Here is a 22,721-nt window from a genome sequence, read left to right as displayed (position 1 = left end):
TTAACCAATGGCCACGTCGGTGCTTTTCAGCGGGATTGCCATTGCGGTGAGAATTTTGCGCGGGCCGCTGTAACCGTTGCGGGCATGGATGGTGAAGATGTTGTCCAGCACCACCACGTCGCCCTGCTGCCACGGGAACTCGACCATCACCTCGCGGTACAGCTGCTGCAGGTGGCGGATGTAGTCTTCGGGGATCGGCGAGCCGTCACCGAAGTAGGTGTTTTGCGGCAGATCCTGCGGTTCGAATTCGGCCAGCAGGCTGTCGCGAATGCTCTCGGGCAGGGTCAGCGCGTTGAAGAAGGTGGCGTGGTTGAACCACACCGTTTCGCCCGTACGCGGGTGGCGCACCACCGCGGGGCCTTGTTGGCGGGTGCGCAAGCGATTGCCGGGCTTCCACTCAGGTGTGATCCCAATCCTGGCGCAGTAAGCCTCGACTTCGGCGCGGTCTTCGGTCTGGAACACCGTTTGCCAGGGCAGGCCCATGCCGTCGCCGTAATTGCGCACGTAGAGCACACGCTTGCGGATGAATTCATCGCGCACCTGCGGGTCGATGCGTTCGAGCAGCAGCCGGGTATCACCGAACGGCGTCTCGCCGCCGGTGGCCGAGGGCTGGTCGCAATAGAAGTACAGGTGCAGCGGAAACACCGGCGAATAGGAGTGCTCGTTGTGCGGGAAAATCTTCTCTGCCGACGGGTAGTCGGTGGAGCTGTAGACGTTGAGCTTCTTGGTGATCTGGGTGCGCGGCGAGGCGCGGAACAGGTACTCCAGCGCGCCGCCGGAAATCGCATCGACGCACTGGTTGAAGGCGTGGATATCCGGCACGTTGAAGCCACGAAACAGCAGGGTCGCATGCTGGTCGAGCTTGCTTTCGATCAGGGCGCGGTTCTGCCCGGCCCACTCGATCAGGTTGACCCCGGGCATGCTTGGCGTGCACACCAGCGGCAGCGGGCGGTCGGCGAACATCGGGCTGAAGGTGACCAGGCTGGACTGGTCCAGGCTGAGGCTCTTGCGCCGCCCCTTGCCCAGCGCCGGTATCACTTGCGACTCGAAATTCGACATTGCACCTCTCCCATTCGTGTATCAGGTGGCGCCCCCTGGCGCGCACCTGCCTGACTGTCCTTGCCGCCGTTACTCGACCGCCACCCGGCCTGGGCGACGACGCTGGATCGGCTGTTGCTGCAATTGCGCCTGGCGCTCGGCCAGGGCCTGTTGCTCGGCCGCCTGTTGCACCTGCGCTGCACCTTCGAGCAACTGCGCCAAGGCCGCCTGCGGGTCGCCAAGCATGTGCTCGAACACCCCTTGCAACTGGCCAAACAGGCAGGCCATGTCGGCACTGGCGTAGAGTCCGGCATCGCACTTGAGCCCCAGGTATATGCCGGCGGGCGCGTTGACGAACTCGGCGATCAGGTCCAGCTCGGCGGCGGCTTTACCGGCCGGCAATGGCTGGATCTCGAGGCCGTCGATCGACAGCGGCACATCGCTGCTGTCCTGATAGATGAACTTGATCGCAAACAGCGGTGAACGCCCTGCCCTGCGCGGAACTCGCAGGGCTTCCACCAAGCGCTCGAACGGCAGGTCCTGGTGGTCGGCAGCGCCGATCACGGTGCTGCGCGCCGCCTCCAGCAACTGGCTGACGCTGGCCTGTGGTTCGACCGTCAATTGCAGTACCAACTGGTTAACGAAGAACCCCACCAGATCTTCAACCCCGGCGTGGTTGCGGTTGGCCACATCGGTACCCAGGCGCACTCGGCTGCTGGCGCTGCGCTGGGCCACTACCACGCTGAAGCCGGCCAGCAGGAGCATGTACAAGGTCACCCCCCGCGCCGTGGCGAATTCGCGCAGGGCCTCGCTCAGGGCCGGGCTGAAGTGGAACTCGTGCACCTCGCAATAGGCGGCATTGGCCGAGGCTGCCTGCCGTGCAGGCGATGCCGGCAGGCTGGTCAGGCGATGGTCATCGCCCAACTGGGCGCGCCAGTAGGCCAGCTGCCGCTCGAGTTCACCGGCCGCCAGCCACTCGCGCTGCCAGACGGCGAAGTCGACGTATTGCAGGCGTGGCTCCGGCAACGCCGATGGGCTGCCGCTGCGGGCCGCTTGGTACAGGCTGACGAACTCCGCCGGCAGCAGACCAAACGACCAGTGGTCGGCGACGATATGGTGCAGGGTGATCAGCAGCACATGGCGCTGCTCGCTCAGACGCAGCAGGCGCACGCGCATCGGCGAGCCGTCGACCAGGTCGAACGGCTGGCGGGCTTCGCTCTGCAGGTGCTGCTCGAGCGCAGCCTGCCCTTCGGCTGAGCCACGCAGATCAGTGAAGGCAAATTCCGGCGCCAGCTGCTGATGCACTTGCTGCCAATGCTCGCCATCGGCTTCGAAATAGGTGGTGCGCAGCACTGCATGGCGCTGTACGAGCATGTCGAAGGCCTGGCGCACCGCGCGCGGGTCCAGCGTGCCGGTCAGCTCGAGCGCGCGGGCAATGTTGTACATCGAGCTGTGCGGCTCGAGTTGCCAGAGGAACCACAGCCGCTGCTGGGCAAACGACTGCAGCTGCGGCTGGCGCTCATCGACCCGGCGCAGCACCGGCATGCTCGCGGCGCGCTCGCTGTGTTCGATGCTGGCGACAAAGTCTTGCAGGGTGGCCGCCTCGAACAGGCTGCGCAGGGCCAGCTGTAAGCCCAGCTCCTGACGCACCCGGCTGATCACCTGCGTGGCCAGCAGCGAGTGGCCGCCGAGGGCAAAGAAGTTATCGCCGAGGCCGACCTGCGCCACGTCCAGCACCGACTGCCAGATGGCGGCAACACGGCGCTGTAGATCGGTCTGCGGCAGCGCCTGGCTGTGGCTGACGGCCTGCGGCGCGGGCAGCGCCTTGCGGTCGAGCTTGCCGTTGGGGTTGAGCGGCAGGCGCGCCAGCAGGATCAGCTGGTTGGGCTGCATGTAGTCCGGCAAATCGGCTTTCAACGCGTCTTGGATAACGCCGCGCAGGTCATCCTGCGCTGGCACGGCCAGCGCCTCCAGGTCATCGACTGGCACCACATAGGCCACCAGTTGCAGGCCATGGCGGGCTGGCAGCGCTACGACCACTGCCTCGCGCACGGGGGGCTGAGCCGCGAGGCGCGCTTCGATTTCGCCAAGCTCGATGCGAAAACCACGGATCTTCACCTGGTGGTCGATGCGGCCGACGTATTCGATAGCACCTGCCGGGTTGTAGCGCACTAGGTCGCCGCTGCGGTACAGCCGCGCGCCGGGCTCGCTGGCAAACGGGTCGGGCAAGAAGCGCTCGGCGGTGAGCGCCGGGCGGTCGAAATAGCACTGTGCAAGGCTCGCCGCAGCGCCAATCCACAGCTCTCCGGTTGCGCCGGCCGGCAGCAGCTCGGCGCCAGCATCAAGAATGCGCAAACTGCGCCCGGCAATCGCCTGGCCAATGGGCACGCCATATACGGCACTGGCGTCGGCCAACTGGCAGTCATGCACGCTGGACACCACCGTCGCCTCGGTCGGGCCGTAGGTATTGACCAGGCGCACCGCGCCCAGCCCGGCCGCATGCCACAGGCGCAAGCCCTCGACCGACATCGCCTCGCCGCCGACGTGCACCTGGCGCAACCGCCCCAGGCTGCGGTCTTCGCTGGCACACAGCTTGGCCAACAGATGCCAGTAGGCAGCGGGCAAGTCGGCCAGGGTTACGCCCTGCTCGACCAGCACCTCGGCCAACTGCTCGACCGACCACGGCTGGTCATCGCGCATGATCAGCGCCGCGCCGACGCTCAAGGGTGGATAGCACTGCTCGACAAAGCCGTCGAAGCTGAACGTGGCGAACTGCAGGACGCGGTCGCTGGCGGCAAGTCGGGAATAGTCAGCGGCGCTTTCGCAGAACTCGCGCAGGGCCGCATGGGCAATCGCCACGCCCTTGGGTTTGCCGGTGGAGCCTGAGGTGTAGATGACGTAAGCGAGGTCTTCAGGACAAGCGCGGTTCGCCGGGTCCAGCGTTGATGCGTTGGCCAGCTGATCGCCCAGCGCGTCGAGTTGCAGCCGCGTCAAGCCAGCCGGCAGTGCCAGATGAGCAAGCAGCCCACCCTCACTGAGCAACAGGTCGAGACGGCTGTCCTCGACCATGAACAGCAAGCGCTCGTCCGGGTAGCCGGGGTCGAGCGGCACATAGGCGGCGCCACTTTTGAGCACTGCCAGCAGGCTGACGATCAACTGCGGGGTACGCCGCAGTGCCAAGCCGACGCGTTGGCCGGGGCCGACGCCGGATTCGATCAGGCAATGGGCAAGGCGGTTGGCCTGTTGGTTGAGGCTGGCATAGTCAAGGCTTGCTGCCGAGGTCCACACCGCCAATGCTCCAGGCGTGCTGGCGGCCTGAGCAGCGATACGCTGATGCACCAGCGCTTGATCACGCAGCGCCATGCAGCTGTCGCCCTGGCGTTGCAGCAGGTTGTACTGGCCGGTGTGATCAAGCAGGGTCAGGTTGCCGAGCACGCCTTGCGGGGCGGCGACAAACTGCTCAAGCAGGTGGCGCAATTGGCTGCACAACCCGGCTACTTGCTCGCTGCTGAACCGCGCCAGATCGTAGCTGAAGTCCAGGCGCAGGGTCGCGCCCAGTTCGATGCCGAGGGTCAGCGGATAGCTGGTCTGCTCGTGGTTGCTCAGGTTGCGCATGCGCAACCCGCTGCTGTCAGCCTGGCTCAAGGCCTCGGCCACCGGGAAGTTTTCGAATACCAGCAGGCTGTCGAACAGCGCGTTGCCCTGCTGCCCAGCCCAGGCCTGGATCTCGTACAGCGGCACATGCTCAAACTCGCGCAGCGCCAGGTTGTGCGACTGCAAGGCCTGCAGCCACTGCGCCACACTGTGCTGCGGGTGCGGCTGGCAGACGATCGGCAAGGTATTGATGAACAGCCCAAGCTGCGCGTCGATGCCCGGCAACTCGGCCGGGCGGCCAGCCACGGTGGCGCCGAAGGCTACGCACGCTTGCCCACTGTAACGCTGCAACAACACCGCCCAGGCGCCTTGCAGCAAGGTGTTGAGGGTGACTTTATGGGCGCGGGCGAACGCCTTCAGCGCCTCGGTCTGCACGGGCTCGAGCTCGGCCAGCAGCTGCCCGTAGCCGCTGCCGTGCGCCGGTCGGCGCAGGCTTTCGGCGAGCAGGGTCGGCTGCTCCAGCGCTGCCAGGTCGACTTGCCAGTAGGCCTTGGCAGCTTCAGCAGAGCGCCCCTGCAACCAGGCCAGATAGTCGCGGTAACGCCCTGGTGCAGCGCTCGGCTGTACGCCTGCATAACGGCCGAGCACCTCAGCCAGCAGGCTGGCGTTGCTCCAGCCGTCGAGCAGAATGTGGTGGCTGGTGTAGATCAGGTGCCAGTCGCCGCTACCGGTCGGCACCAGGCTCAGGCGCAGCAATGGCGCGCGAGCCAGATCGAAGCCCAGCGCGCGCTCGGCGGCGGCCAACTGGTCAAGGTCATGTTCACCCGCTTCGAGCAACGTCAGCGGCAGTTGCAGCTGGCGATGGACCAACTGATGCGCGTGCTCAAGGCCCTGCCAATGGATGCTGCTGCGCAGGATCGGGTGATGATCCAGCGCAGCTTGCCAGGCCTGACGGAAGCGCTCGACGTCGAGGCCGGCGATGTCCAGGCGCATCTGGTTGACGTAAGCGCCGTCTGCCGGCTGGTACAGGCTGTGAAAGAGCATGCCTTGCTGCATCGGCGCCAGCGGGTACAGGTCTTCGACCTGATCGGCGCTGGCCGGCAACTGATCGAGCTGCGCCTGGCTGATGCTGGCGAGCGGGAAGTCCGAGGGCGTCACCTGCCCGGCCGGCACTTGCAGGCAGTGGGCAATCAGCGCGTGCAGCTCCTGCAGATAACCGTCGGCCAGTTGCTGGATGCTGGCATCGTCATACATGGCGCTGCTGTAGCCCCACTGCAAGGCCAGCTCCCCGGCATACACCTGGCCCTCAACGGTCAGCCAGTTGGCCAGCGGCGCTTGAGGGTCCTGCGCCTGGCCGCTGCGTTCGCTGGCCGGGGCGAACAGCGCCGCCTGGTCGAATTGGCCATCGAATTGGCCCAGGTAGTTGAAGGTCACCCGCGGCGCTGGCAGCGCGGCCAGTTGGGCGCCGACGGCAGGCTCGGCGAGGTAACGCAGCAGGCCATAACCGAGACCCTTGCCGGGCACCCGGCGCAACTGCTCCTTGACCGCCTTGATCGAACCCGGCCAGTCGGCCGTGGCTTGCAGGCGTACCGGGAACAGGCTGGTGAACCAGCCGACGCTGCGGGTCAGGTCGAGGTCATCGCCAAGGTCTTCGCGGCCATGGCCTTCGAGCTGGATCAGGCAGCCTGGTTGCGCCGTCCAGCGTTGCAGCAGACGCGCCAGAGCGGTCAGCAGCAGGTCGTTGACCTGGGTGCGGTAAGCCGCCGGAGCGACTTGCAAGAGTTGCCGGGTGGCTTCTCGCGACAGGCGCGCTTCGACCTTGCGCTGCAGTTGATTGGTCAGGGCGCCGTGGGGGCGGTCGCACGGTAGTTCGGCGATGTCTTGATGCTGGGCAAGCCAGTACGGCAGCTGATCGAGCACAGCCGGTACGTGCTGCTGCAGGCGCGCGGCCCAGGCTTGATAGCTGCTGGTCTTAGCCGGCAGACTGGCTGGTTGGCCGGCGGCCAATTGCTGATAAGCCAGTTGCAGGTCTTCGAGGAGCACCCGCCAGGACACTCCATCGACCACCAGGTGGTGAATGACCAGCAGCAAGCGTTGCTCGCCATCAGGCAGCTCTACCAACAGCGCACGCAGCAGTGGCCCTGTCTGCAGATCGAGGCTGCACTGCACCCCATCGCAGAGTGCTGCCAGTTGGGCGGTGTCGGTTACCTGCGCGGATTCCAGCACTCGAGCGCTGCTGACCGGCGCATACGCCTGCTGCCAGCCTTGCGTCTGCGCGGTGTAACGCAGGCGCAGGGCATCGTGCTGGGCCAGCAACAGTTGCAAGGCTTGCTCAAGCACTTCGGCTTGCACCGGTTCACGCGGGCTCAATAGCAGCGACTGGTTCCAGTGACTGCGCTGCGGCATGTCCAGCGCGAAGAACGCGTGCTGGATCGGCGTCAGCTGTACGTCGCCGGTTGCCGGCCCCTGCTCTTGCTGGGCCTCGCTGTCGCGCACCGCGACCTGGGCCAGGCTACGCACCGTCTGATGCTGGAACAGGTCACGCGGCTTGAGCCGCACGCCGGCCTGACGCGCGCGACTGACCACCTGAATGGAGACGATGGAGTCGCCGCCAAGCTCGAAGAAATTGTCTTCCAGACCTACCTGGGCTACGCCGAGCACGTCCTGCCAGATCCCGGCCAGCAGCCGTTGCAGTTCGTCCTGCGGGGCCACGTAGGTTTGCTGCGGCGCCGCCTCCGGCAGTGGCAAGGCTTTGCGGTCGAGCTTGCCGTTGCCAGTCACGGGCAGCTGGTCCAATGCCAGCCAGTAGGTCGGCACCATGTACTCGGGCAGGCATTCGAGCAGCGCATTCTTGAGCTGGGCCTGCCAGCCCTCCTGTGGCTCCTGAGCAAGTACCAGATACGCCACCAGGTGTTTGCCTTCCTGCACCAGCACGACCGCCTCATCGACCTGCGGCTGCTGCATCAGGCGCGTCTCGATCTCGCCCAGCTCGATGCGCAGGCCACGCAGTTTGACCTGATGGTCGAAGCGGCCCAGATATTCGATCACCCCGTCGCGGCGCTGGCGGACCCGGTCACCGGTGCGATACAGCCGCTCCCCGGCAACGAACGGACAGGCGACGAAGCGCTCGGCGGTCAGCCCGGGGCGGCGATGATAGCTGCGCGCCAGGCCGATCCCGCCCAGGTACAGCTCGCCGGCAACACCTGCCGGCACCGGTTGCAGTTGGGCATCCAGCACCAGAGTGCGCAGGTTGGCAATCGGCTGACCAATCGGCACGGCCAACGCGCCTTCGTCGATGCAGGTCCAGTGCGTGACATCGATGGCCGCTTCAGTCGGCCCGTAGAGGTTGTACAGCGCAGCCTGCGGCAAGCGGGCAAAAACCTGCTGCTGCGCTTCCAGCGGCAGTGCCTCGCCGCTGCAGACAATGCGCTGCAGGCTCTGGCAGGCCTCAACGCCATGTTCATGGATAAATGCCTGCAGCATCGAAGGCACGAAATGCAGGGTGGTCACGCCGTTGTCGACGATGGTTTCGATCAGCCGCTCGGGGTCGCGATGCGCACCGGGTGCAGCGACCACCAGGCAAGCGCCGGTCAGCAGCGGCCAGAAGAACTCCCACACCGACACGTCGAAACTGAACGGGGTTTTCTGCAGGACCACATCGCTGCTGGTCAGTGCATAGGCCTGCTGCATCCAGCACAGCCGGTTGACCAGCGCCGCATGGCTGTTGCCCGCGCCTTTGGGTTTGCCGGTGGAGCCTGAGGTGTAGATCACGTAGGCCAGGTGCTGGGGCAAGGTCTGCGACAGCGGTGCTTGCTCGGAGTAGCCATCGAGCCAGCCTTGCGGCTGATCCAGATCGATCGTCTGCAGGCCGGCCTGCCCTTCAAGCAAAGGCCGCAACGCACGCTGAGTCAGCAACAGGCGCACGGCACTGTCGTCGATCATGTAGTGCAGGCGTTCCTGCGGGTATTCCGGGTCAAGCGGCACGTAGGCACCGCCGGCCTTGTGGATGGCCAGCAGGGCCACGACCATTTCCAGCGAACGCTCCAGGCATACGCCGACCAGCACATCCGGGCCAACTCCGCGCTCACGCAGCAGGTTGGCCAGCTGGTTGGCGCGGCGTTCGAGGGCCGCGTAGCTCAGGGTCTGTTCAGCGAAACGCACGGCCGGCGCATCGGGCGTGCGCTGCACCTGCTCGCCGATCAGGCTGTGCAGGCACTGATCCAGCGGATAGGCCTGGGCGGTCTGGTTCCAGCCGCTGATCAGGGTGTCGTGTTCTTCATCTGCCAGCAGCGCCAGCTCGCCAACGCGCTGATTTGGGTCGGCCACCAGCGCTGCCAACAGGCCGGTGAAGTGTTTGGCCATGCGTGCAATAGTGGCGGCGTCGAACAGTTCATCCGCATACGTAAGGGCGCCGCGCAGTTGCCCGCCCTGCTCATAGGTATCCAGAGTCAGGTCGAACTGAGTGGTGCGGCTCTGCCACTGCACCGCACTCAGGCTCAGGCCCGAGGCCGTTTGCAGGCTGGCCATGTCGGCTACGTGCGGCTGGTGGTTGTACATCACCTGAAACAGCGGCGTGTGGCTCAGGCTGCGCTCCAGCTGCAGCGCTTCGACCAACTGTTCGAAAGGCAGATCCTGATGCGCCTGGGCCCCGAGCACGCGCTCCTTGACCGCTTGCAGCAAGCTGGCGAATGGCTGCAGGGCGTCGACTTGAGTGCGCAGCACCAGGGTATTGACGAAGAAGCCGATCAGGCCTTCGATCTCGCTGCGGTTGCGGTTGGCGATCGGTACGCCGACACGCAGGTCGGTTTGCCCGGTGTAGCGCAGCAGCAGCACGTTGAAGGCGCCGAGCAGCAGCATGAACAAGGTCACGTTGTGCTGGCGGGCCAGTTCGAGCAGGCCGTCAGCCAACGCTGTGTCGATGGCGAATTCCAGGCGCCGGCCGCGCTGGCTTGGCAGCGCCGGGCGTGGATGATCGGTGGGCAGTTCAAGCGGATCGTGCTCGTTGCCGAGCGCATCCTGCCAGTAGCTTAGCTGACGCGCCTGCTCACCCGCCTCGAGCCAGCGTCGTTGCCACAGGGCATAGTCGGCGTACTGTACCGGCAACGGCGCCAGCGCAGGATTCTTGCCCAGCGCGAAAGCGTCGTAGCAACGAGTGAATTCTTCGATCAACACGTTCATCGACCAGCCATCGGAGACGATGTGGTGCAGGGTCAGCAGCAACACGTGCTCGTCGCTGGCCAGACGCAGCAGGCTGACCCGCAGCAGTGGCCCTTGCTCAAGGTCGAAGGGCTGCACCGCCTGGGCTTCGGCTGCCTCTCGTACCGCCTGCTCGCGCGCATCAATAGCCAGCGCCGAAAAGTCCTGATGAACGATGTGCAGCGGCTGCTCGGCGGGCACCTGCTGCACGCTGTCGTCATCACGGCGCCGGAATACAGTGCGCAGGGTCTGATGCCGCTCGATCAGGCTGGCGAAGGCGAGCTCCAGCGCGTTGATGTCCAGCGCCCCTTTGAGCCGCACTGCACCGGGCAGGTTATAGGCGCCGCTGTGCGGGTCCAGTTGCCACAACACCCACATGCGCCGCTGGGCATAGGACAACGCCTGGCGATCCTCGGCGGGCACGTCGGCCGGGATCGGAAACTGGGCAAAATCCACCCCTTCGCGGGCCAATGCAGCGAGAAACAGCTGACGTTTCTCCACCGGCAGGCCAATAAAGCGACGAGCGAGTTTCAGGGCGTCTTCAGCATTCATTGTGTGGGCATCCGAATCTATAGGCGTGGGGCGGTGGCGAACCATCCCTATAGAACGAATGCAACGAGGAAAAATTAGCGCCCGTGCGGGCTCAGAACAGCATCAGCTGGCGACCAGTCAGGGCGTTGAAATCGTCACCGACAAACGGCAGGATCGCGTCCGCCACCGGTTGCAGCTGGCGGCTCAGGTAGTGCTCGTAGTCGATCGGCGACTGCAGGTTTTCCAGCGGTTCGGGGCCTGCTGTGGTGATCACATAGCTGATCCAGCCGCCGCGCTGGTACTGCTTGGGACGGCCCAGCCGCGCATTGAAGTCATCGGCCAGACGCGCCGCGCGCACGTGCGGCGGCACGTTGCGCTGGTAATCGGCCAGCGGCCGGCGCAGACGCTTGCGGTAGATCAGCAGTTCGTCCTGCGCGCCAGCGAGGGTGCGCTGTACGTAATCGCGTAGATAGTCACGATAAGGTTGGTTGCGAAAGATCCGCTCATACAGCCCTTGCTGAAACTGCCGGGCCAGTGGCGACCAGTCGGTGCGCACCGACTCCAGGCCCTTGTAGATCATCTGCAGCTCGCCATCGGCGCCCTGCACCAGGCCTGCGTAGCGCTTCTTGCTGCCCTCCTCGGCGCCGCGGATGGTCGGCATCAGAAAACGCTGGTAATGGGTTTCGTATTGCAGCTCCAGTGCACAATCGAGGTTCAGGCTCTGACGCAGGTGCTCGCGCCACCACTGGTTGACCTTGGCCACCAGCGCCTTGCCGATGCTCGCCGCCGCCTGCTCGTCGTGGGCGTGCTTGAGCCAGACGAAGGTCGAGTCGGTGTCACCATAAATGACGTCGTAACCCTCGGCCTCGATCAGGGCGCGGGTCTGGCGCATGATTTCGTGGCCACGCAGGGTGATCGAAGAGGCCAGGCGCGTGTCGAAGAAGCGGCAACCGTTGGAGCCGAGCACGCCGTAAAAGGCGTTCATGATGATCTTCAAGGCTTGCGAGAGTGCCGCGTTACCGTCGCGCTTGGCCGCTTCCCGGCCTTGCCAGACGCGCTCGACGATGGCTGGCAGGCAATGCCGGGTGCGGGAAAAACGTGCGCCGCGAAAACCCTCGACCGAGTGCTCGTCATCGGGCTGGCTGAGCCCTTCGACCAACCCGACCGGGTCGATCAGAAAGGTGCGGATAATCGACGGGTACAGGCTCTTGTAGTCGAGCACCAGCACCGAGTCGTACAGGCCGGGGCGCGAGTCCATGACAAAGCCCCCAGGGCTGGCAGTGTCCGGCTGGCTGCCCATGTTTGGCGCGACAAACCCCATCCGGTGCATGTGCGGAATGTACAAATGGCAGAACGCCGCGACCGAGCCACCGCTGCGGTCCACCGGCAGACCGGTGACGCTGGCGCGCTCCAGGAGGAATTCGAGCAGGCGGGTATGGGCGAAAATCCGCGTGACCAGCTCGCAGTCCTTGAGGTTGTACCGGGCCAGGGCCGGCTTGTCCTCGGCGAACATGCGGTTGATTTCGTCCATGCGCTGGTAAGGCGTATCGATCGCCTTGCCTTCGCCGAGCAGGGTCTGGGCGACGTTCTCCAGGCTGAATGAAGGGAAGCTCCAGGTCGCCGAACGCAGCGCCTCGATGCCGTCGATCAACAAGCGGCCCGGCGCCTCGACGAACACATGGTTGCGCTCGGGGTGTGCGCGCAGGGTCAGTGGTGCGCCGTTACGGCCAAGCAGCAGCGGCACCTGCAAGCGCGCGGCGTGCTCGTGCAGCAAGCGCAGATCGAACTGCAGCACGTTCCAGCCGATGATCGCATCTGGGTCGTGGCTGGCCATCCATTGATTGAGGCAGTGCAGCAGCTGCGCGCGGTCGGCGCAGTAGTGCAGATCGAAGTCGACGATGCTGTGGTCGCCATTGGCCGGCCCGAGCATGTACACCTGACGCTGGCCGCAGCCCTCGATGGCAATGCTGTACAACTCGCCACGCTCGGTGGTTTCGATGTCCAGCGAGGCCAGGCGCAACGGCGGGCGGTAATCGGGGTGCGGCTTGAGCTGACCGTTGCAGAGCACGCCGTGGGCATCCGGCTGGCCGCTGAAGAGCACCGGCGCGGTAATGAAGCGCTCCATCAGGTAGCGTTCCGGTGGACGGATATCCGCCTCGTATACATCGATACCAGCGCTGCGCAGACGGTGCTCAAGCTGGATCAGTTGGCGATGTTGGCGGCAGTACAGGCCCAGCACCGGGCGTTGCTCGAAGTCGCGCAAGCGCAGTGGTTTGAGCTCAGCACCCTGCTCGCCCTTGAGCACTGCGCGGGCGTGGGCGGCGAACCGCTCGGGGATAAACGCCACCGATTCCTGCGGCGCCAGACGCAGCTGGCGCGGGCCCTGATCGGTCGCCAGCCAGAACTCCACGCAGGTGCCTTCGGGCGTATCGTGCCAATGTCGGGTGAGGACAAAGCCCTGCTGCAACTCCACTGCGATGACCTCTGTGATACGGCGTGCTGAGCAGGGATTCTACCCTGTTGCGTCAGCCGTAGAGGTAGTTGATCTCCTTGGACACCAGCGGCGGCACCTGGGCCAGCAGAAAATCGCGCAGCCGCAGCATCTGCCGAGCCTTGGGGCTGGCCTTGAGCCAGGTCATGTAATAGCCGTCGCCGGTTGCCACGGCGTGCTTGAACGGCATTACCAGGCGCCCGGCAGCGACGTCGGCGCTGGCCAGCACCAGGTCCACTACCGAGATGCCCAGGCCTTGCTGGGCGGCGGAAATACCTTGATCAAGGGTGTCGAACACCTGCCCCTGGTCGATGCTGATGTGCAATGCGTCCATCCGCGCCAACCAGCGCCGCCAGTCACGCCGGTCGGTCGAGGGGTGCAGGAAGTCGCACTGACTGAGTATGGCCAGATCCGGGTTGGGGTCTTGCAGGTAATCGGGGTGGCAGACCGGAATCAGCCACTCGTCGAACAGCTTGAAGCCCTCGACGTCGGCAGGGAAACGACCGTTGGCCAGAAGAATCGCGCAGTCGTACGGTTCTGAATAAAAATCGACGCTATCGATGTCCATCCACACGCTCGACAGCTGCACGCTGCAGCTGTTTTCCACCTTCTTGAAGCCATCCAGCGCGCGCAATAGCCAACGTACGGTGAGCGTCGACGGTGCTTTCAGGCGCAAGCCATAGCGATCCTGACGCAGCAAGGCGCAGGCGTTTTCGATGATCTTGAAGCCGACCTTGAGCTCCTGCGCCAGCAAGCGGCCATGTTCGGTCAGGCGCAGCTTGGGCCCGCGTCGTTCGAACAGGCTGCAGCCAAACATCGACTCAAGGGTCTTGATGTGATGACTGACGGCGCCCTGGGTCAGGGCCAGCTCTTCGGCTGCACGAGTGAATGAGCCGTAGCGCGAAGCCACTTCAAAAGCGCGCAGGGCATGCAGTGCTTGAATCCGTTCTGACATCTATGGCCGTCCGCAGCATGAGTGAGACTAATAGTAGGTCATAAATCCAGGCGTTTTACAACGCTGGGCGCATTTCAGAAAATGCCTGTAAACCATAAATACATAGAGCTAATCAGCCTTAGCTAGGCAGAAATGATCATTAGAACGTCTGGGGAAACCATGTTTACGGGATATGGAAACTGCTATCGCCTGGATGCGCTAGAGCTGGCCGCCGAACATGTCCAGAATACGAGTCACTGGACCTTCAAAACCATAGAACACTTTCGCGCAATTCTCGCCAATCCTGAATTTCCTTGTTTGTTTGGCCGCAAGGCGGTCGGTGCCAAGACGTGTCACATTGTCTTCGCCCGTGCTGAGCACATGGCTGATGACATGGCCAAGGGCTTGACCGACTACGTGCGCACCATCGAACCGATACCTCGCAAGCAACGCATCGGCACCCCGCTGCTGGTGTTCATCGAAACCGCCCCTGGCGGCAGCCTCGACGAGCAGCAGGCGCTGGCCTGGAAAGTGCTGCAAGGCGTGCATGCCCGCGACCCGCAGCCCTGGCCTCAGGACGTGCCGGGCGACCCGCACGATAATCAATGGTCGTTCTGCTTCGCCGGCATGCCGCTGTTCATCAACATGAACTTCCCGGCGCACCGGCTGATGAAGAGCCGCAACCTGGGCGACAGCATGGTCTTCGTGATCAACCCCCGCGAGAGCTTCGAAGAAGTCGCGAGTGCCCAGACCGAGAGCGGTCAGCGCATTCGCGCGCGGATTCGTGAACGGGTCAGCCACTACAACGACGGTGTCGTGCCTGACTCGCTGGGGTACTTCGGCCAAGACGACAATTTTGAATGGAAGCAGTACCAGTTGCAGGAGCAGGGGTCGCTGAACCCGTCGCGCTGCCCTTTCCATGCCCACAAGGCACCCGACACACTGATCGAGAACTGAATCGTGAATACCGCCCTGACTGCCACCTATGCCCTGACCGTGCTGCTGCTGATCGCCACCCCCGGCCCAGTCGTCGCCCTGATCGTCAACACTGCTGCAGCGTCCGGCTCACGCAAGGCGCTGTTCACGGCCATCGGTACCAACTGGGCATCACTGGTCCTGATCGGCGCTGCGGCCTGGATCATCATGACCAGCGCCGCCATCGACAAGGCCTGGCTCAACGGCATGAGCCTGCTCGGTTGCCTATTCATCGGCTACATCGCCGTGGCGACTCTGCGCGAGGCACTGCAACCGCCTACGGCTACAGCGGCAGCCGTGGCAGAAACGCCGCAACCGGCCCGCGGCGGCTTGCTGCAGGGGTTCATGGTGGGCATTTCCAACCCCAAGGACATCATCTTCTTCATCTCGTTCTTCCCGCAGTTCATCCAGATCACCGAGTCGTTCGGCAAGAGCATGGTGGTGCTGTCGCTGCTGTGGATCGCCATCGATTTCGCCGTACTCAGTCTGTATATCTTCGCCATCGGCAGGATCGCTTCGCAGCGCAGCAGCCGCATGATCAGCCTTGCCTCCGGCGTAGCGCTGCTGCTGATTGCAGCGGTCGGCCTGCTTTACAACCTGAAGGAACTGACGGCCTGAGCCGCACACGCCTGCTGACCGAGTGAGGAGGTTTGATGAGCCTGATCGATAGCGCCACGGACGGCCAACTGCTTCCTTTGCAACTGGACTACCAGCGCTTTATGCAGCTGGGCAGCCGGCGTTTGCCGCAAACCCTGTACATGCACGAACGGGGTTATCGCTCGGACACCATCAATACCGATTCATTGGGCTTGCGCTATAGCCACTGGGCGGGCAAGCGCTACTCACCCGCCGAACGTGGCAGTACGGCGCGAGTCAACCTGCTGGTGGGCGGCTCGACCGCTTTTGGCATAGGCGCGAGCGGCGATGACGCTACGGTTGCCTCGCACCTGTCGGCGCTCACCGGTGAGGTCTGGCTGAGCCTGGCTGGCTGCGGGCTGAGTGCTACGCAAGAGCTGCTGCTGTTCCTTACACACCAGCATCGGCTGGGCAAGATCGGCCATGTGGTGATCCTCAGCGGGCTCAACACGTTGGCCCAGGAGGCCCTCAGCGAGTTACTGGCCACGGGTTCCGACCCGCGTCAGGCATACCTGAACAGCTTCAATGAGACCTTGCAGGCACCGCCCTGCAAAGGCGTCGATTCGCTCTGGCAACGCTTGCGCCAGGCGTTGGTGCCACGCCGCGAGCAGCCTGCCTTGAGCTGGTCGCTGCCGCCTGCGGACAAGCGCCTGATGCGCGCTGCCGACTGTATTGGACGCACCTTGCGCCAGTGGGACCGCTTGCTGGCCGACAGCCATGCCACCCTCACCTTCATCTTGCAGCCGCTGCTGCCCTGGTGCCGCGATACGGTGCCCGCAGCTGAGCAGGCCAGGCTCGATGCTTTGCAACAGCAGCCGGTACCCTTCGATCAGTTGCTGGCGGGCGTTTTCGATGCCGAACGGCACTCGGCATTCTTTCGCCGGATCAAGAACGAAGCCGATTCTGTCGCCTGTTATGACATGAATTGCATGCTCGACAGCTCACCGGTATTCGCCCAGTCACTGTTCATAGATCGTTTGCATTTCAATGACTTGGGGAACAATACCTTGGCCAAGGTGATCACTGCCAAGCTGGGCTTGGCGCAGGATAAACAACGTCTGCGCAAGGTGACGCCGATCAAGCTCGTCTGATAAACGCGGCCATGGTCTATCGGCATGGGCCTCGGGATGGCTAGAATAGCCGGTCATCGCTGTGATTTACCGAGGCATATGCGCATCTGCAAAGAACATCGAAGCTCCAACGCTGCCAACAGCGGCACGCCACGTTCAATCGTCACGCGTGCTGTCCTGTTCTCGCCCCTGCTCATGGCCCTGGCTGCGCCCATGGCATACGCGCTTGAGAGCCAGATCGACCCGCACGCTGATCTGCTCTACCGGCAGGCCTTGCCGCTGCTCGAGCAAGCCGACAGCGTGAGCGACAGTCCCTCGCCGCTACGCTCGGTTGCCGACAGCGACCCCGAGCTGAGCCGCCAAGGCCAGGCGCTGGCGCAGACCCTGCCGACCGCGGTGGCGTTGCTGAAAAAGTCGGTGGCGCTGGGGCATCCGGTGGCGCAATACCGGCTGGCGCTGTATTACATGACCTACCTGCCTGCCGCGCAGATTCCCGACGCCGCCTGCCCCTTGCTCGAGGCCAGCCTGCAGCAGGGCTTTGCCCCGCCCGCGCCGGCCATTTCGACCTGGTGCCCACCGTACAACGCCAGCCCGGCGTATCGCGACGCGATGGAAGCCATCCCCAACATGGCCACGTTGTACGCGCAGTACTACCCGCAACCCGCTGTGCGCCTGGCCTGTAACCGCAGCCAGCCACAAGGGTTGCAGATGCAATGGGGGCGGCAGCGCGATTATCAGGCCGAGGTCTATCGGTTGCTGGGTGATCTGGACCCGCAGCATCGGCAGACACTGCTGCAGAAGGCAGTAGAGATCAACGGCTGCGCCGCTGCGCAGCAACGCCTGACCAGCAATCGCTGAAGCACAGGCTGGCCGTAGACGAGCAAGATCGTTCAAGCCAGCCTTGAGCTGTTCTGCCATGCTGCGCTGCCTTGTTGTTTGCAGCCGTCATCATGCCCAGCAGTCAGCCAATCACTCGCCACGCCTTTCTCCACGGTGCCATTGCCAGCCTGCCGCTGTCGCTGGCGGTTGCTCCCTGGGGCCTGCTGGCAGGCTCGATGGCCATCGAGGCGAACCTCAGCCCATGGCAAGGCCAAGGCCTGTCGGCGATCGTGTTTGCCGGTGCAGCGCAGTTGGTGGCGATCGGGATGCTCAAGGGTGGCGCCAGCCTGCTGTCGATCCTGCTCACGACCTTGCTGCTGACCTCCCAACATTTGCTCTACGGGCTGTCGATGCGCCCGCTGCTGTCGGGCCAGCCATTGCGCTGGCGGCTGGGCCTGGGTTTCCTGCTCACCGATGAATTTTTTGCGCTGACCAGCCACTACGACCAACAGCAGTTCAACCGCTGGTATGCCTTGGGCGTTGGCCTGACCTTCTACGTGGCGTGGAACCTGTTTACCTTGGCCGGCATTGTGCTCGGCCAGAACATCCCGCACCTGGACCAACTGGGCCTGGATTTCTCCATCGTCGCCACCTTCGTTGCCCTGATAGCGCCCACCGTGCGCAACGTGCCGGCATTGGTGTGCGTGCTGGTATCGCTGTTCAGCTCGGTGCTGTTCACCTACTGGCACTGGGAGACCGCATTGATTGCAGCAGGGTTGCTGAGCATGGGTGCAGGCTTTGTCTGTCAAAAACTGGCTGGAGCACGGGCATGATCTGGTTGTTGATCCTGGGCATGGGCCTGCTGGTATTTCTCAACCGCTACGCGTTTCTCGAACCGCGTTTACCGCTGCGCCTGAGCTCCAACGCACGGCAGTTTCTCGGTTTTGCCGTACCCGGCATGCTCACAGCCATCTGCGGGCCAATCATCTTTCTGCCTGAGCACCAGCTTGACCTGAGCCTGACCAATCCGTACCTGCTCGGTTCGGTGGTGGCTGTGGCGCTGGTGCTGTTGACCCGCAGTGTGCTGCTGAGCATGCTGGTAAGCATGTTGATCTTCTTCCTGCTGCGCAGCTGGCTGGCATGAGCACACCCCTGCGTGAACAAACCCACCTCTGGCAGGCGCCGGCACTTGGCGACGTCGAGATGCTGCACGCGCGTTATGTGCAGCAACGGTTTGCCCCGCATGTGCATGAAGGCTATGTGTTCACCGTGATCGAATCGGGCGCGCAGCGCTTCTGGCACCGTGGCAGCGAGCACCTGGCGCCGGTGGGCAGCATGGTCCTGATCAACCCCGACGAACTGCACACCGGCGCTACTGCGCACGAGACCGGCTGGCGTTATCGGGGCTTTTATCCCGAGCAGGCACGAGTTACGGGCGTGCTCGACGAGCTGGAACTGAGCGGCCAGGGCATGCCGTACTTTCAGCAGAGCGTGATCAATGATCCCGCCCTGGCGGCGGCGTTCAGTCAGTTGCACCAGCTCTCGGAAGCCGGGGCTAGCGCCTTGCAACAGCAGACTGCCTGGCGCCAAGCGGTGCTGGCCCTGGCCCAGCGCCACGGCCAGTGCAGCGCGCCACGCGATCCAGGCCGTGAGCCGCTGGCTGTCGCCCGCGCTCGTGAGCTGCTGGAAAGCCAGCTCGCCAACCCGCCTTCGTTGGAAGCGTTGGCGGCGGCGGTTAACTTGTCTGCCTTTCACTTTGCCCGGGTATTCTGCCGAGCCACCGGCCTGCCCCCGCACAGCTGGCTCAAGCAACGGCGCCTGGCCCGCGCGCGGGAGCTGCTCAAGGGTGGCATGGCCGCTGCCGATGCCGCGTTCGCCCTGGGCTTTGCCGATCAAAGCCATCTCAACCGCCAGTTCAAGCAGGCCTACGGCGTCACCCCTGGCGCCTACCGCAGCGCCTGCCTGAGCCGCTGAGGCGCCCGGCAAATTCTGCCAGCGCTGCTACACTTCAAGCGCTGAACGGAGGAACCTGCCATGTCTGCAAAAGAGCTCAACACCCTGCTGACGTTGATGAATCAGCGCCAAACCCACTTGACCAGCGCGTGCAAGGAAATTGCCGCTTGGATCGACCGGCAGGGTGATGTGCCCGCAGCCGGCAAGATCCGCGACAGCTTGCGGGCACTGGAGGCTGAAGAAGCACAGGTGCGCAAAACGCTGACCTCGCTGAAGACCGACCGCCCGCTGCCACGTTTTCGCGGTTGATTCTCGGCAAAAAAAAGCCGCTCTCCAGGGAGCGGCTTTCTTTACTGAGCGAATAGCTCCGGCAGCTGTCAGTGCTGATGCGCGTGCTCGTGGCCACCAGTGTTGCCATCGGCTGTCAGGCCACGCACGGGCGCCTGGACCTGCAAGGTCTGCTTGGCGCCCTTGGCGTCTTCGATGGTCAGCGTCAGCGGCACTTGGGTGCCTTCCTTGACCTGCTCATGCAGGCCCATCAGCATCACATGGTAGCCGTTCGGATCCAGGCTCACGGCTTTGCCGGCAGGCAGCTCGATCGACTTGACCTGGCGCATGCCCATGACGTCACCGTTCATGGTCATCTCATGCACTTGCACGTCCTTGGCTACTGGCGAAGCGACCCCGACCAATTTGCTGTCGGTGGTGGCAGTCAGCACCATGAAGGCGCCGGTAGCATGCTGCTGCGGCACGGTTGCCCGCACCCAGGCATCGCTGACGCTGGTCTCGGCCAGGGCCGGCAGCGCCATGCCCATCAGTGCCAGAGCGGCCAGGCCGCGCTTGATCGGTTGCAGCGAAATTGCCATTTAGCAGATCTCCATCAGGGTAAGCAGGTCTTCTGTGCATTCCTTGGCATTCAGGGAATGCCCCAGGCTCAGGCGCAGTGTGCTGCGCGAATCGTAGACGTAGCTGGTGGACGAGTGGGAGATGGTGTACGTGTCGCCGGTGGGGACCTTTTCGTAGAACACCTTGAACTCCCGCGCAACCGCGGCGATCTCTTCCGGCGTACCGGTCAGGGCCGTGAACGATGGGTCGAATGCCTTGACATAAGCGTCAAGCACTTCGGGCGTATCGCGTTCAGGGTCGAGGGTGATGAATACCACCTGCAAGAAGCCAGCATCGCGGCCCATCAGCTTCTTGATCTGGGCGGCACGCGCCAGCGCAGTCGGGCACACGGCCGGGCACTGGGTGAAGCCGAAGAAGATCATCGGCATGGTGCCGTAGAAGCTCGACAAGGTCCGCACGTTGCCTTGGCTATCGGTCAGGCGGAACGAACGGCCGAGGATTTCGTTGCTCATGTTCTTGCCGTACTTGAAATCAAGGCCGCGCGCCGGGTTGCAACCGGCCAACAGGCCAAGCCCGAGTACGCCCATGCCGGCGACAACGGCACGCCGGCTCAACAGATCAGTCATGGAACCATCCTTTACAGGGAAGGTGCCAGCCCCTGGGCAGGGCCGGTCAAAAAGCCGCGGCATTCTGGCATGACCTCTGTTGGCTATCTACCCAACAAAGCCGGTGATCGGCCTGCAGCCCTTGTAATACGCGGCTGCGACCTGTTGTCGCGGGGGTTGAATCAGTAACAGATTGTTGCTAGAAGCGCGACCCGGGCGTTGCTGCCCGGGTCTGCTTGCGCACCACTACCGCTATCAGTAGTAGGCGTTTTCTTTCTGGGTGTGGTCGGTCACATCGCGCACGCCCTTGAGCTCAGGAATGCGTTCGAGCAAGGTGCGCTCAATGCCGTCCTTGAGGGTCACGTCGGCCTGGCCGCAGCCTTGGCAACCACCACCGAACTGCAGGACGGCAATGCCGTCGTCAACTACGTCGATCAGGCTCACTGCGCCACCGTGGCTGGCCAGCCCTGGATTGATCTCGGTTTGCAGGTAGTAGTTGATGCGCTCGTTGATCGGGCTGTCTTCGTTGACCATCGGCACTTTGGCGTTTGGCGCCTTGATGGTCAGCTGGCCGCCCATACGGTCGGTGGCGTAGTCGACCAGCGCGTCATCCAGAAACGGTTCGCTGACGGCGTCGATGTAGGCCGTGAAGCTTTTCAAGCCGAGGGCAGTGTCCTCTGGCTTCTCTTCGCCCGGCTTGCAGTAGGCAATGCACGTCTCTGCGTACTGGGTGCCTGGCTGGGTAATGAATACGCGGATGCCGATACCCGGGGTGTTCTGCTTGGAGAGCAGATCGGCCAGGTAATCATGGGCGGCGTCGGTAATGGTTATAGCGCTCATGGAAGTTCCTCACAGACTTGCTGGCAAGTGTACGCCAACCCAGGCCCCGAACAAAGTCCTAGCATTTGACTCGGGATAGCTCCCAGGCTGGCTGCTGCGCCGAACGTGCATCGATCCAGGCCTTCATCCGTTGATACAGGCCGCGTTCCAGCCATTGGTAGCTCAGCCACGACATTAGTCCAATGGACGGCACGCAGAAGGCGAAGACCAGATAAGGGTTGAGTGCAAAGCGCTCGCTGACGAACCAGCCAGCATGCAGCACCAGCACATGGATCAGATATACCGAGTAGGAGCAGTCACCGAGCATCTTGAGCAGCTGGTTGCCACGGAAATACGGCTCAAGCGAGATGAACGCCAGCACCACCAGCGCGCTCGGCAGGCCCCAGTGCAGCAGGCGCAGCGACGCATCCAGCCGGTATAGGGCAAACCCGGCCAGCGCCAGCAATGCCAACGGCAGCCAAAAGCCCTCGCGGATCAGACCTCGGCGGTAGAGCACGCCCAGGCCGATCCCTAACAGAAATTCGTAGATGATGCCGTTGTTGTAGAAGTGGCTGACCACCCCCAGCCGCCCCAGAACTTCGCTGACCAGCAACAGCGCGGCCGTGACCAGCAGCAGGTGCAGACGCCGACGTACCATGAAGGCGAGGCCGAACAGCAGATAGAAGAACATCTCGAAATTCAGTGTCCAGCCCACATTGAGCGTTGGATACATGCCGTAGCCGCCGGGGTTTTCTGCCGGGATGAACAGCAACGACAGCAGCAAATGCTGCCAGTCGAACACCTGATGCGGCATCCAGCGGCTGGCGCCGAACAGCAGCAGGGCCATCAGAGCGGTGTAAAACCAGTAGGCGGGTATGATGCGCAACGCGCGGTTGAGCAGAAACTGACTGGGGACGATGTCCTTGTCACGGGTCGACAGGTAGATCACCAACCCGCTGATCACAAAAAAGATATCCACCCCAACTGCGCCGCGCTCGGCGAGCAGGGCGCCAACGGGGCCGCTGGCGTGGAAGTCGAAAAATATCTGCATGAAATGGTGGCAAACCACCACCCAGGCGGCGAACGCCCGAATTGCCTGAAGCGAGTACAACATGCAATGCCCTGTGGTCCTGGTGCATTCAAGCCTGGGGTTCGGCGCAGACGCGCCACCGAGAGCGGCGAGCCGAACCACAGACCACTTGCTATTGGGACCA

Annotated in this window: 16 protein-coding genes; 8 read left to right on the top strand and 8 right to left on the bottom strand. The window is 63.6% G+C overall.

Annotated elements, in window-relative coordinates; translation table 11 throughout:
- The 4 genes from K3F44_RS04345 to K3F44_RS04330 all read right to left on the bottom strand — a co-directional run bounded on the left by K3F44_RS04345 (position 1) and on the right by K3F44_RS04330 (position 13,805).
- Entirely contained in the window at positions 1–1,059 is a 1,059-nt protein-coding gene (locus tag K3F44_RS04345) for a TauD/TfdA family dioxygenase (protein WP_101318508.1), read from the bottom strand.
- 69 nt (positions 1,060–1,128) lie between these two features.
- A complete protein-coding gene (locus K3F44_RS04340) occupies positions 1,129–10,380 on the bottom strand; it encodes a non-ribosomal peptide synthetase (protein WP_220633391.1) in 9,252 nt (3,083 codons plus the stop codon).
- 91 nt (positions 10,381–10,471) lie between these two features.
- Positions 10,472–12,832 (bottom strand): DNA polymerase II, encoded by a 2,361-nt coding sequence (locus K3F44_RS04335; protein WP_220633390.1) that lies wholly within the window; start codon positions 12,830–12,832, stop codon positions 10,472–10,474.
- 52 nt (positions 12,833–12,884) lie between these two features.
- Positions 12,885–13,805: a LysR substrate-binding domain-containing protein gene (locus K3F44_RS04330; protein WP_101318503.1), complete on the bottom strand. Its 921-nt coding sequence runs from the start codon at positions 13,803–13,805 to the stop codon at positions 12,885–12,887.
- A 159-nt stretch (positions 13,806–13,964) separates the two neighbouring features.
- On the opposite strand from K3F44_RS04330, the gene K3F44_RS04325 reads away from it, so the two are divergent.
- From K3F44_RS04325 to K3F44_RS04290, 8 genes are all read left to right on the top strand, one after another.
- Positions 13,965–14,741 (top strand): YqcI/YcgG family protein, encoded by a 777-nt coding sequence (locus tag K3F44_RS04325; RefSeq protein ID WP_101318501.1) that lies wholly within the window; start codon positions 13,965–13,967, stop codon positions 14,739–14,741.
- 3 nt (positions 14,742–14,744) lie between these two features.
- Positions 14,745–15,377, top strand: coding sequence for a LysE family translocator (locus tag K3F44_RS04320; RefSeq protein WP_103436955.1), 633 nt, complete (start codon positions 14,745–14,747; stop codon positions 15,375–15,377).
- A gap of 35 nt (positions 15,378–15,412) precedes the next feature.
- Entirely contained in the window at positions 15,413–16,486 is a 1,074-nt protein-coding gene (locus K3F44_RS04315) for a hypothetical protein (protein WP_220633389.1), read from the top strand.
- Between the two features lie 192 nt (positions 16,487–16,678).
- Positions 16,679–17,323 carry a hypothetical protein gene (locus tag K3F44_RS04310; RefSeq protein WP_103438744.1) on the top strand — a complete coding sequence of 215 codons (645 nt, stop codon included), beginning with the start codon at positions 16,679–16,681 and terminating at the stop codon, positions 17,321–17,323.
- 92 nt (positions 17,324–17,415) lie between these two features.
- Positions 17,416–18,117 (top strand): AzlC family ABC transporter permease, encoded by a 702-nt coding sequence (locus K3F44_RS04305; protein ID WP_220633388.1) that lies wholly within the window; start codon positions 17,416–17,418, stop codon positions 18,115–18,117.
- Positions 18,114–18,428: an AzlD domain-containing protein gene (locus K3F44_RS04300; RefSeq protein WP_101318495.1), complete on the top strand. Its 315-nt coding sequence runs from the start codon at positions 18,114–18,116 to the stop codon at positions 18,426–18,428. Before K3F44_RS04305 ends, K3F44_RS04300 begins: the two co-directional genes overlap by 4 nt.
- Positions 18,425–19,258 carry an AraC family transcriptional regulator gene (locus tag K3F44_RS04295; RefSeq protein ID WP_101318493.1) on the top strand — a complete coding sequence of 278 codons (834 nt, stop codon included), beginning with the start codon at positions 18,425–18,427 and terminating at the stop codon, positions 19,256–19,258. The genes K3F44_RS04300 and K3F44_RS04295 overlap by 4 nt, the downstream gene beginning before the upstream one ends.
- 60 nt (positions 19,259–19,318) lie before the next feature.
- Positions 19,319–19,546, top strand: coding sequence for a hypothetical protein (locus tag K3F44_RS04290; RefSeq protein WP_101318491.1), 228 nt, complete (start codon positions 19,319–19,321; stop codon positions 19,544–19,546).
- Between the two features lie 68 nt (positions 19,547–19,614).
- Here K3F44_RS04290 and K3F44_RS04285 read toward each other — a convergent pair whose 3' ends face one another.
- From K3F44_RS04285 to K3F44_RS04270, 4 genes are all read right to left on the bottom strand, one after another.
- Entirely contained in the window at positions 19,615–20,097 is a 483-nt protein-coding gene (locus tag K3F44_RS04285; protein WP_101322982.1) for a copper chaperone PCu(A)C, read from the bottom strand.
- A gap of 6 nt (positions 20,098–20,103) precedes the next feature.
- Positions 20,104–20,709 carry an SCO family protein gene (locus tag K3F44_RS04280; protein WP_101318489.1) on the bottom strand — a complete coding sequence of 202 codons (606 nt, stop codon included), beginning with the start codon at positions 20,707–20,709 and terminating at the stop codon, positions 20,104–20,106.
- Positions 20,710–20,943: 234 nt separating this feature from the next.
- Complete coding sequence (gene nfuA, locus K3F44_RS04275; protein ID WP_101318487.1) at positions 20,944–21,528, bottom strand: Fe-S biogenesis protein NfuA; 585 nt, start codon at positions 21,526–21,528, stop codon at positions 20,944–20,946.
- Positions 21,529–21,586: 58 nt separating this feature from the next.
- Positions 21,587–22,621: an acyltransferase gene (locus K3F44_RS04270; protein ID WP_220633387.1), complete on the bottom strand. Its 1,035-nt coding sequence runs from the start codon at positions 22,619–22,621 to the stop codon at positions 21,587–21,589.
- Positions 22,622–22,721: the final 100 nt, after the last annotated feature.

Origin of the sequence: Pseudomonas sp. S07E 245 (assembly GCF_019599025.1) — a bacterium.
GTDB classification, from domain to species: domain Bacteria; phylum Pseudomonadota; class Gammaproteobacteria; order Pseudomonadales; family Pseudomonadaceae; genus Aquipseudomonas; species Aquipseudomonas shirazensis.
This window is presented reverse-complemented; position numbering and strand designations above follow the sequence as displayed.

What these genes read in the sequence shown, in the direction of transcription:
- K3F44_RS04345 (WP_101318508.1), bottom strand. Translation starts at nt 1,059, where the DNA reads ATGTCGAATTTCGAGTCGCAAGTGATACCGGCGCTGGGCAAGGGGCGG.
- K3F44_RS04340 (WP_220633391.1), bottom strand. Translation starts at nt 10,380, where the DNA reads ATGAATGCTGAAGACGCCCTGAAACTCGCTCGTCGCTTTATTGGCCTG.
- K3F44_RS04330 (WP_101318503.1), bottom strand. Translation starts at nt 13,805, where the DNA reads ATGTCAGAACGGATTCAAGCACTGCATGCCCTGCGCGCTTTTGAAGTG.
- K3F44_RS04325 (WP_101318501.1), top strand. Translation starts at nt 13,965, where the DNA reads ATGTTTACGGGATATGGAAACTGCTATCGCCTGGATGCGCTAGAGCTG.
- K3F44_RS04315 (WP_220633389.1), top strand. Translation starts at nt 15,413, where the DNA reads ATGAGCCTGATCGATAGCGCCACGGACGGCCAACTGCTTCCTTTGCAA.
- K3F44_RS04310 (WP_103438744.1), top strand. Translation starts at nt 16,679, where the DNA reads ATGGCATACGCGCTTGAGAGCCAGATCGACCCGCACGCTGATCTGCTC.
- K3F44_RS04305 (WP_220633388.1), top strand. Translation starts at nt 17,416, where the DNA reads ATGCCCAGCAGTCAGCCAATCACTCGCCACGCCTTTCTCCACGGTGCC.
- K3F44_RS04300 (WP_101318495.1), top strand. Translation starts at nt 18,114, where the DNA reads ATGATCTGGTTGTTGATCCTGGGCATGGGCCTGCTGGTATTTCTCAAC.
- K3F44_RS04295 (WP_101318493.1), top strand. Translation starts at nt 18,425, where the DNA reads ATGAGCACACCCCTGCGTGAACAAACCCACCTCTGGCAGGCGCCGGCA.
- K3F44_RS04290 (WP_101318491.1), top strand. Translation starts at nt 19,319, where the DNA reads ATGTCTGCAAAAGAGCTCAACACCCTGCTGACGTTGATGAATCAGCGC.
- K3F44_RS04280 (WP_101318489.1), bottom strand. Translation starts at nt 20,709, where the DNA reads ATGACTGATCTGTTGAGCCGGCGTGCCGTTGTCGCCGGCATGGGCGTA.
- nfuA (WP_101318487.1), bottom strand. Translation starts at nt 21,528, where the DNA reads ATGAGCGCTATAACCATTACCGACGCCGCCCATGATTACCTGGCCGAT.
- K3F44_RS04270 (WP_220633387.1), bottom strand. Translation starts at nt 22,621, where the DNA reads ATGTTGTACTCGCTTCAGGCAATTCGGGCGTTCGCCGCCTGGGTGGTG.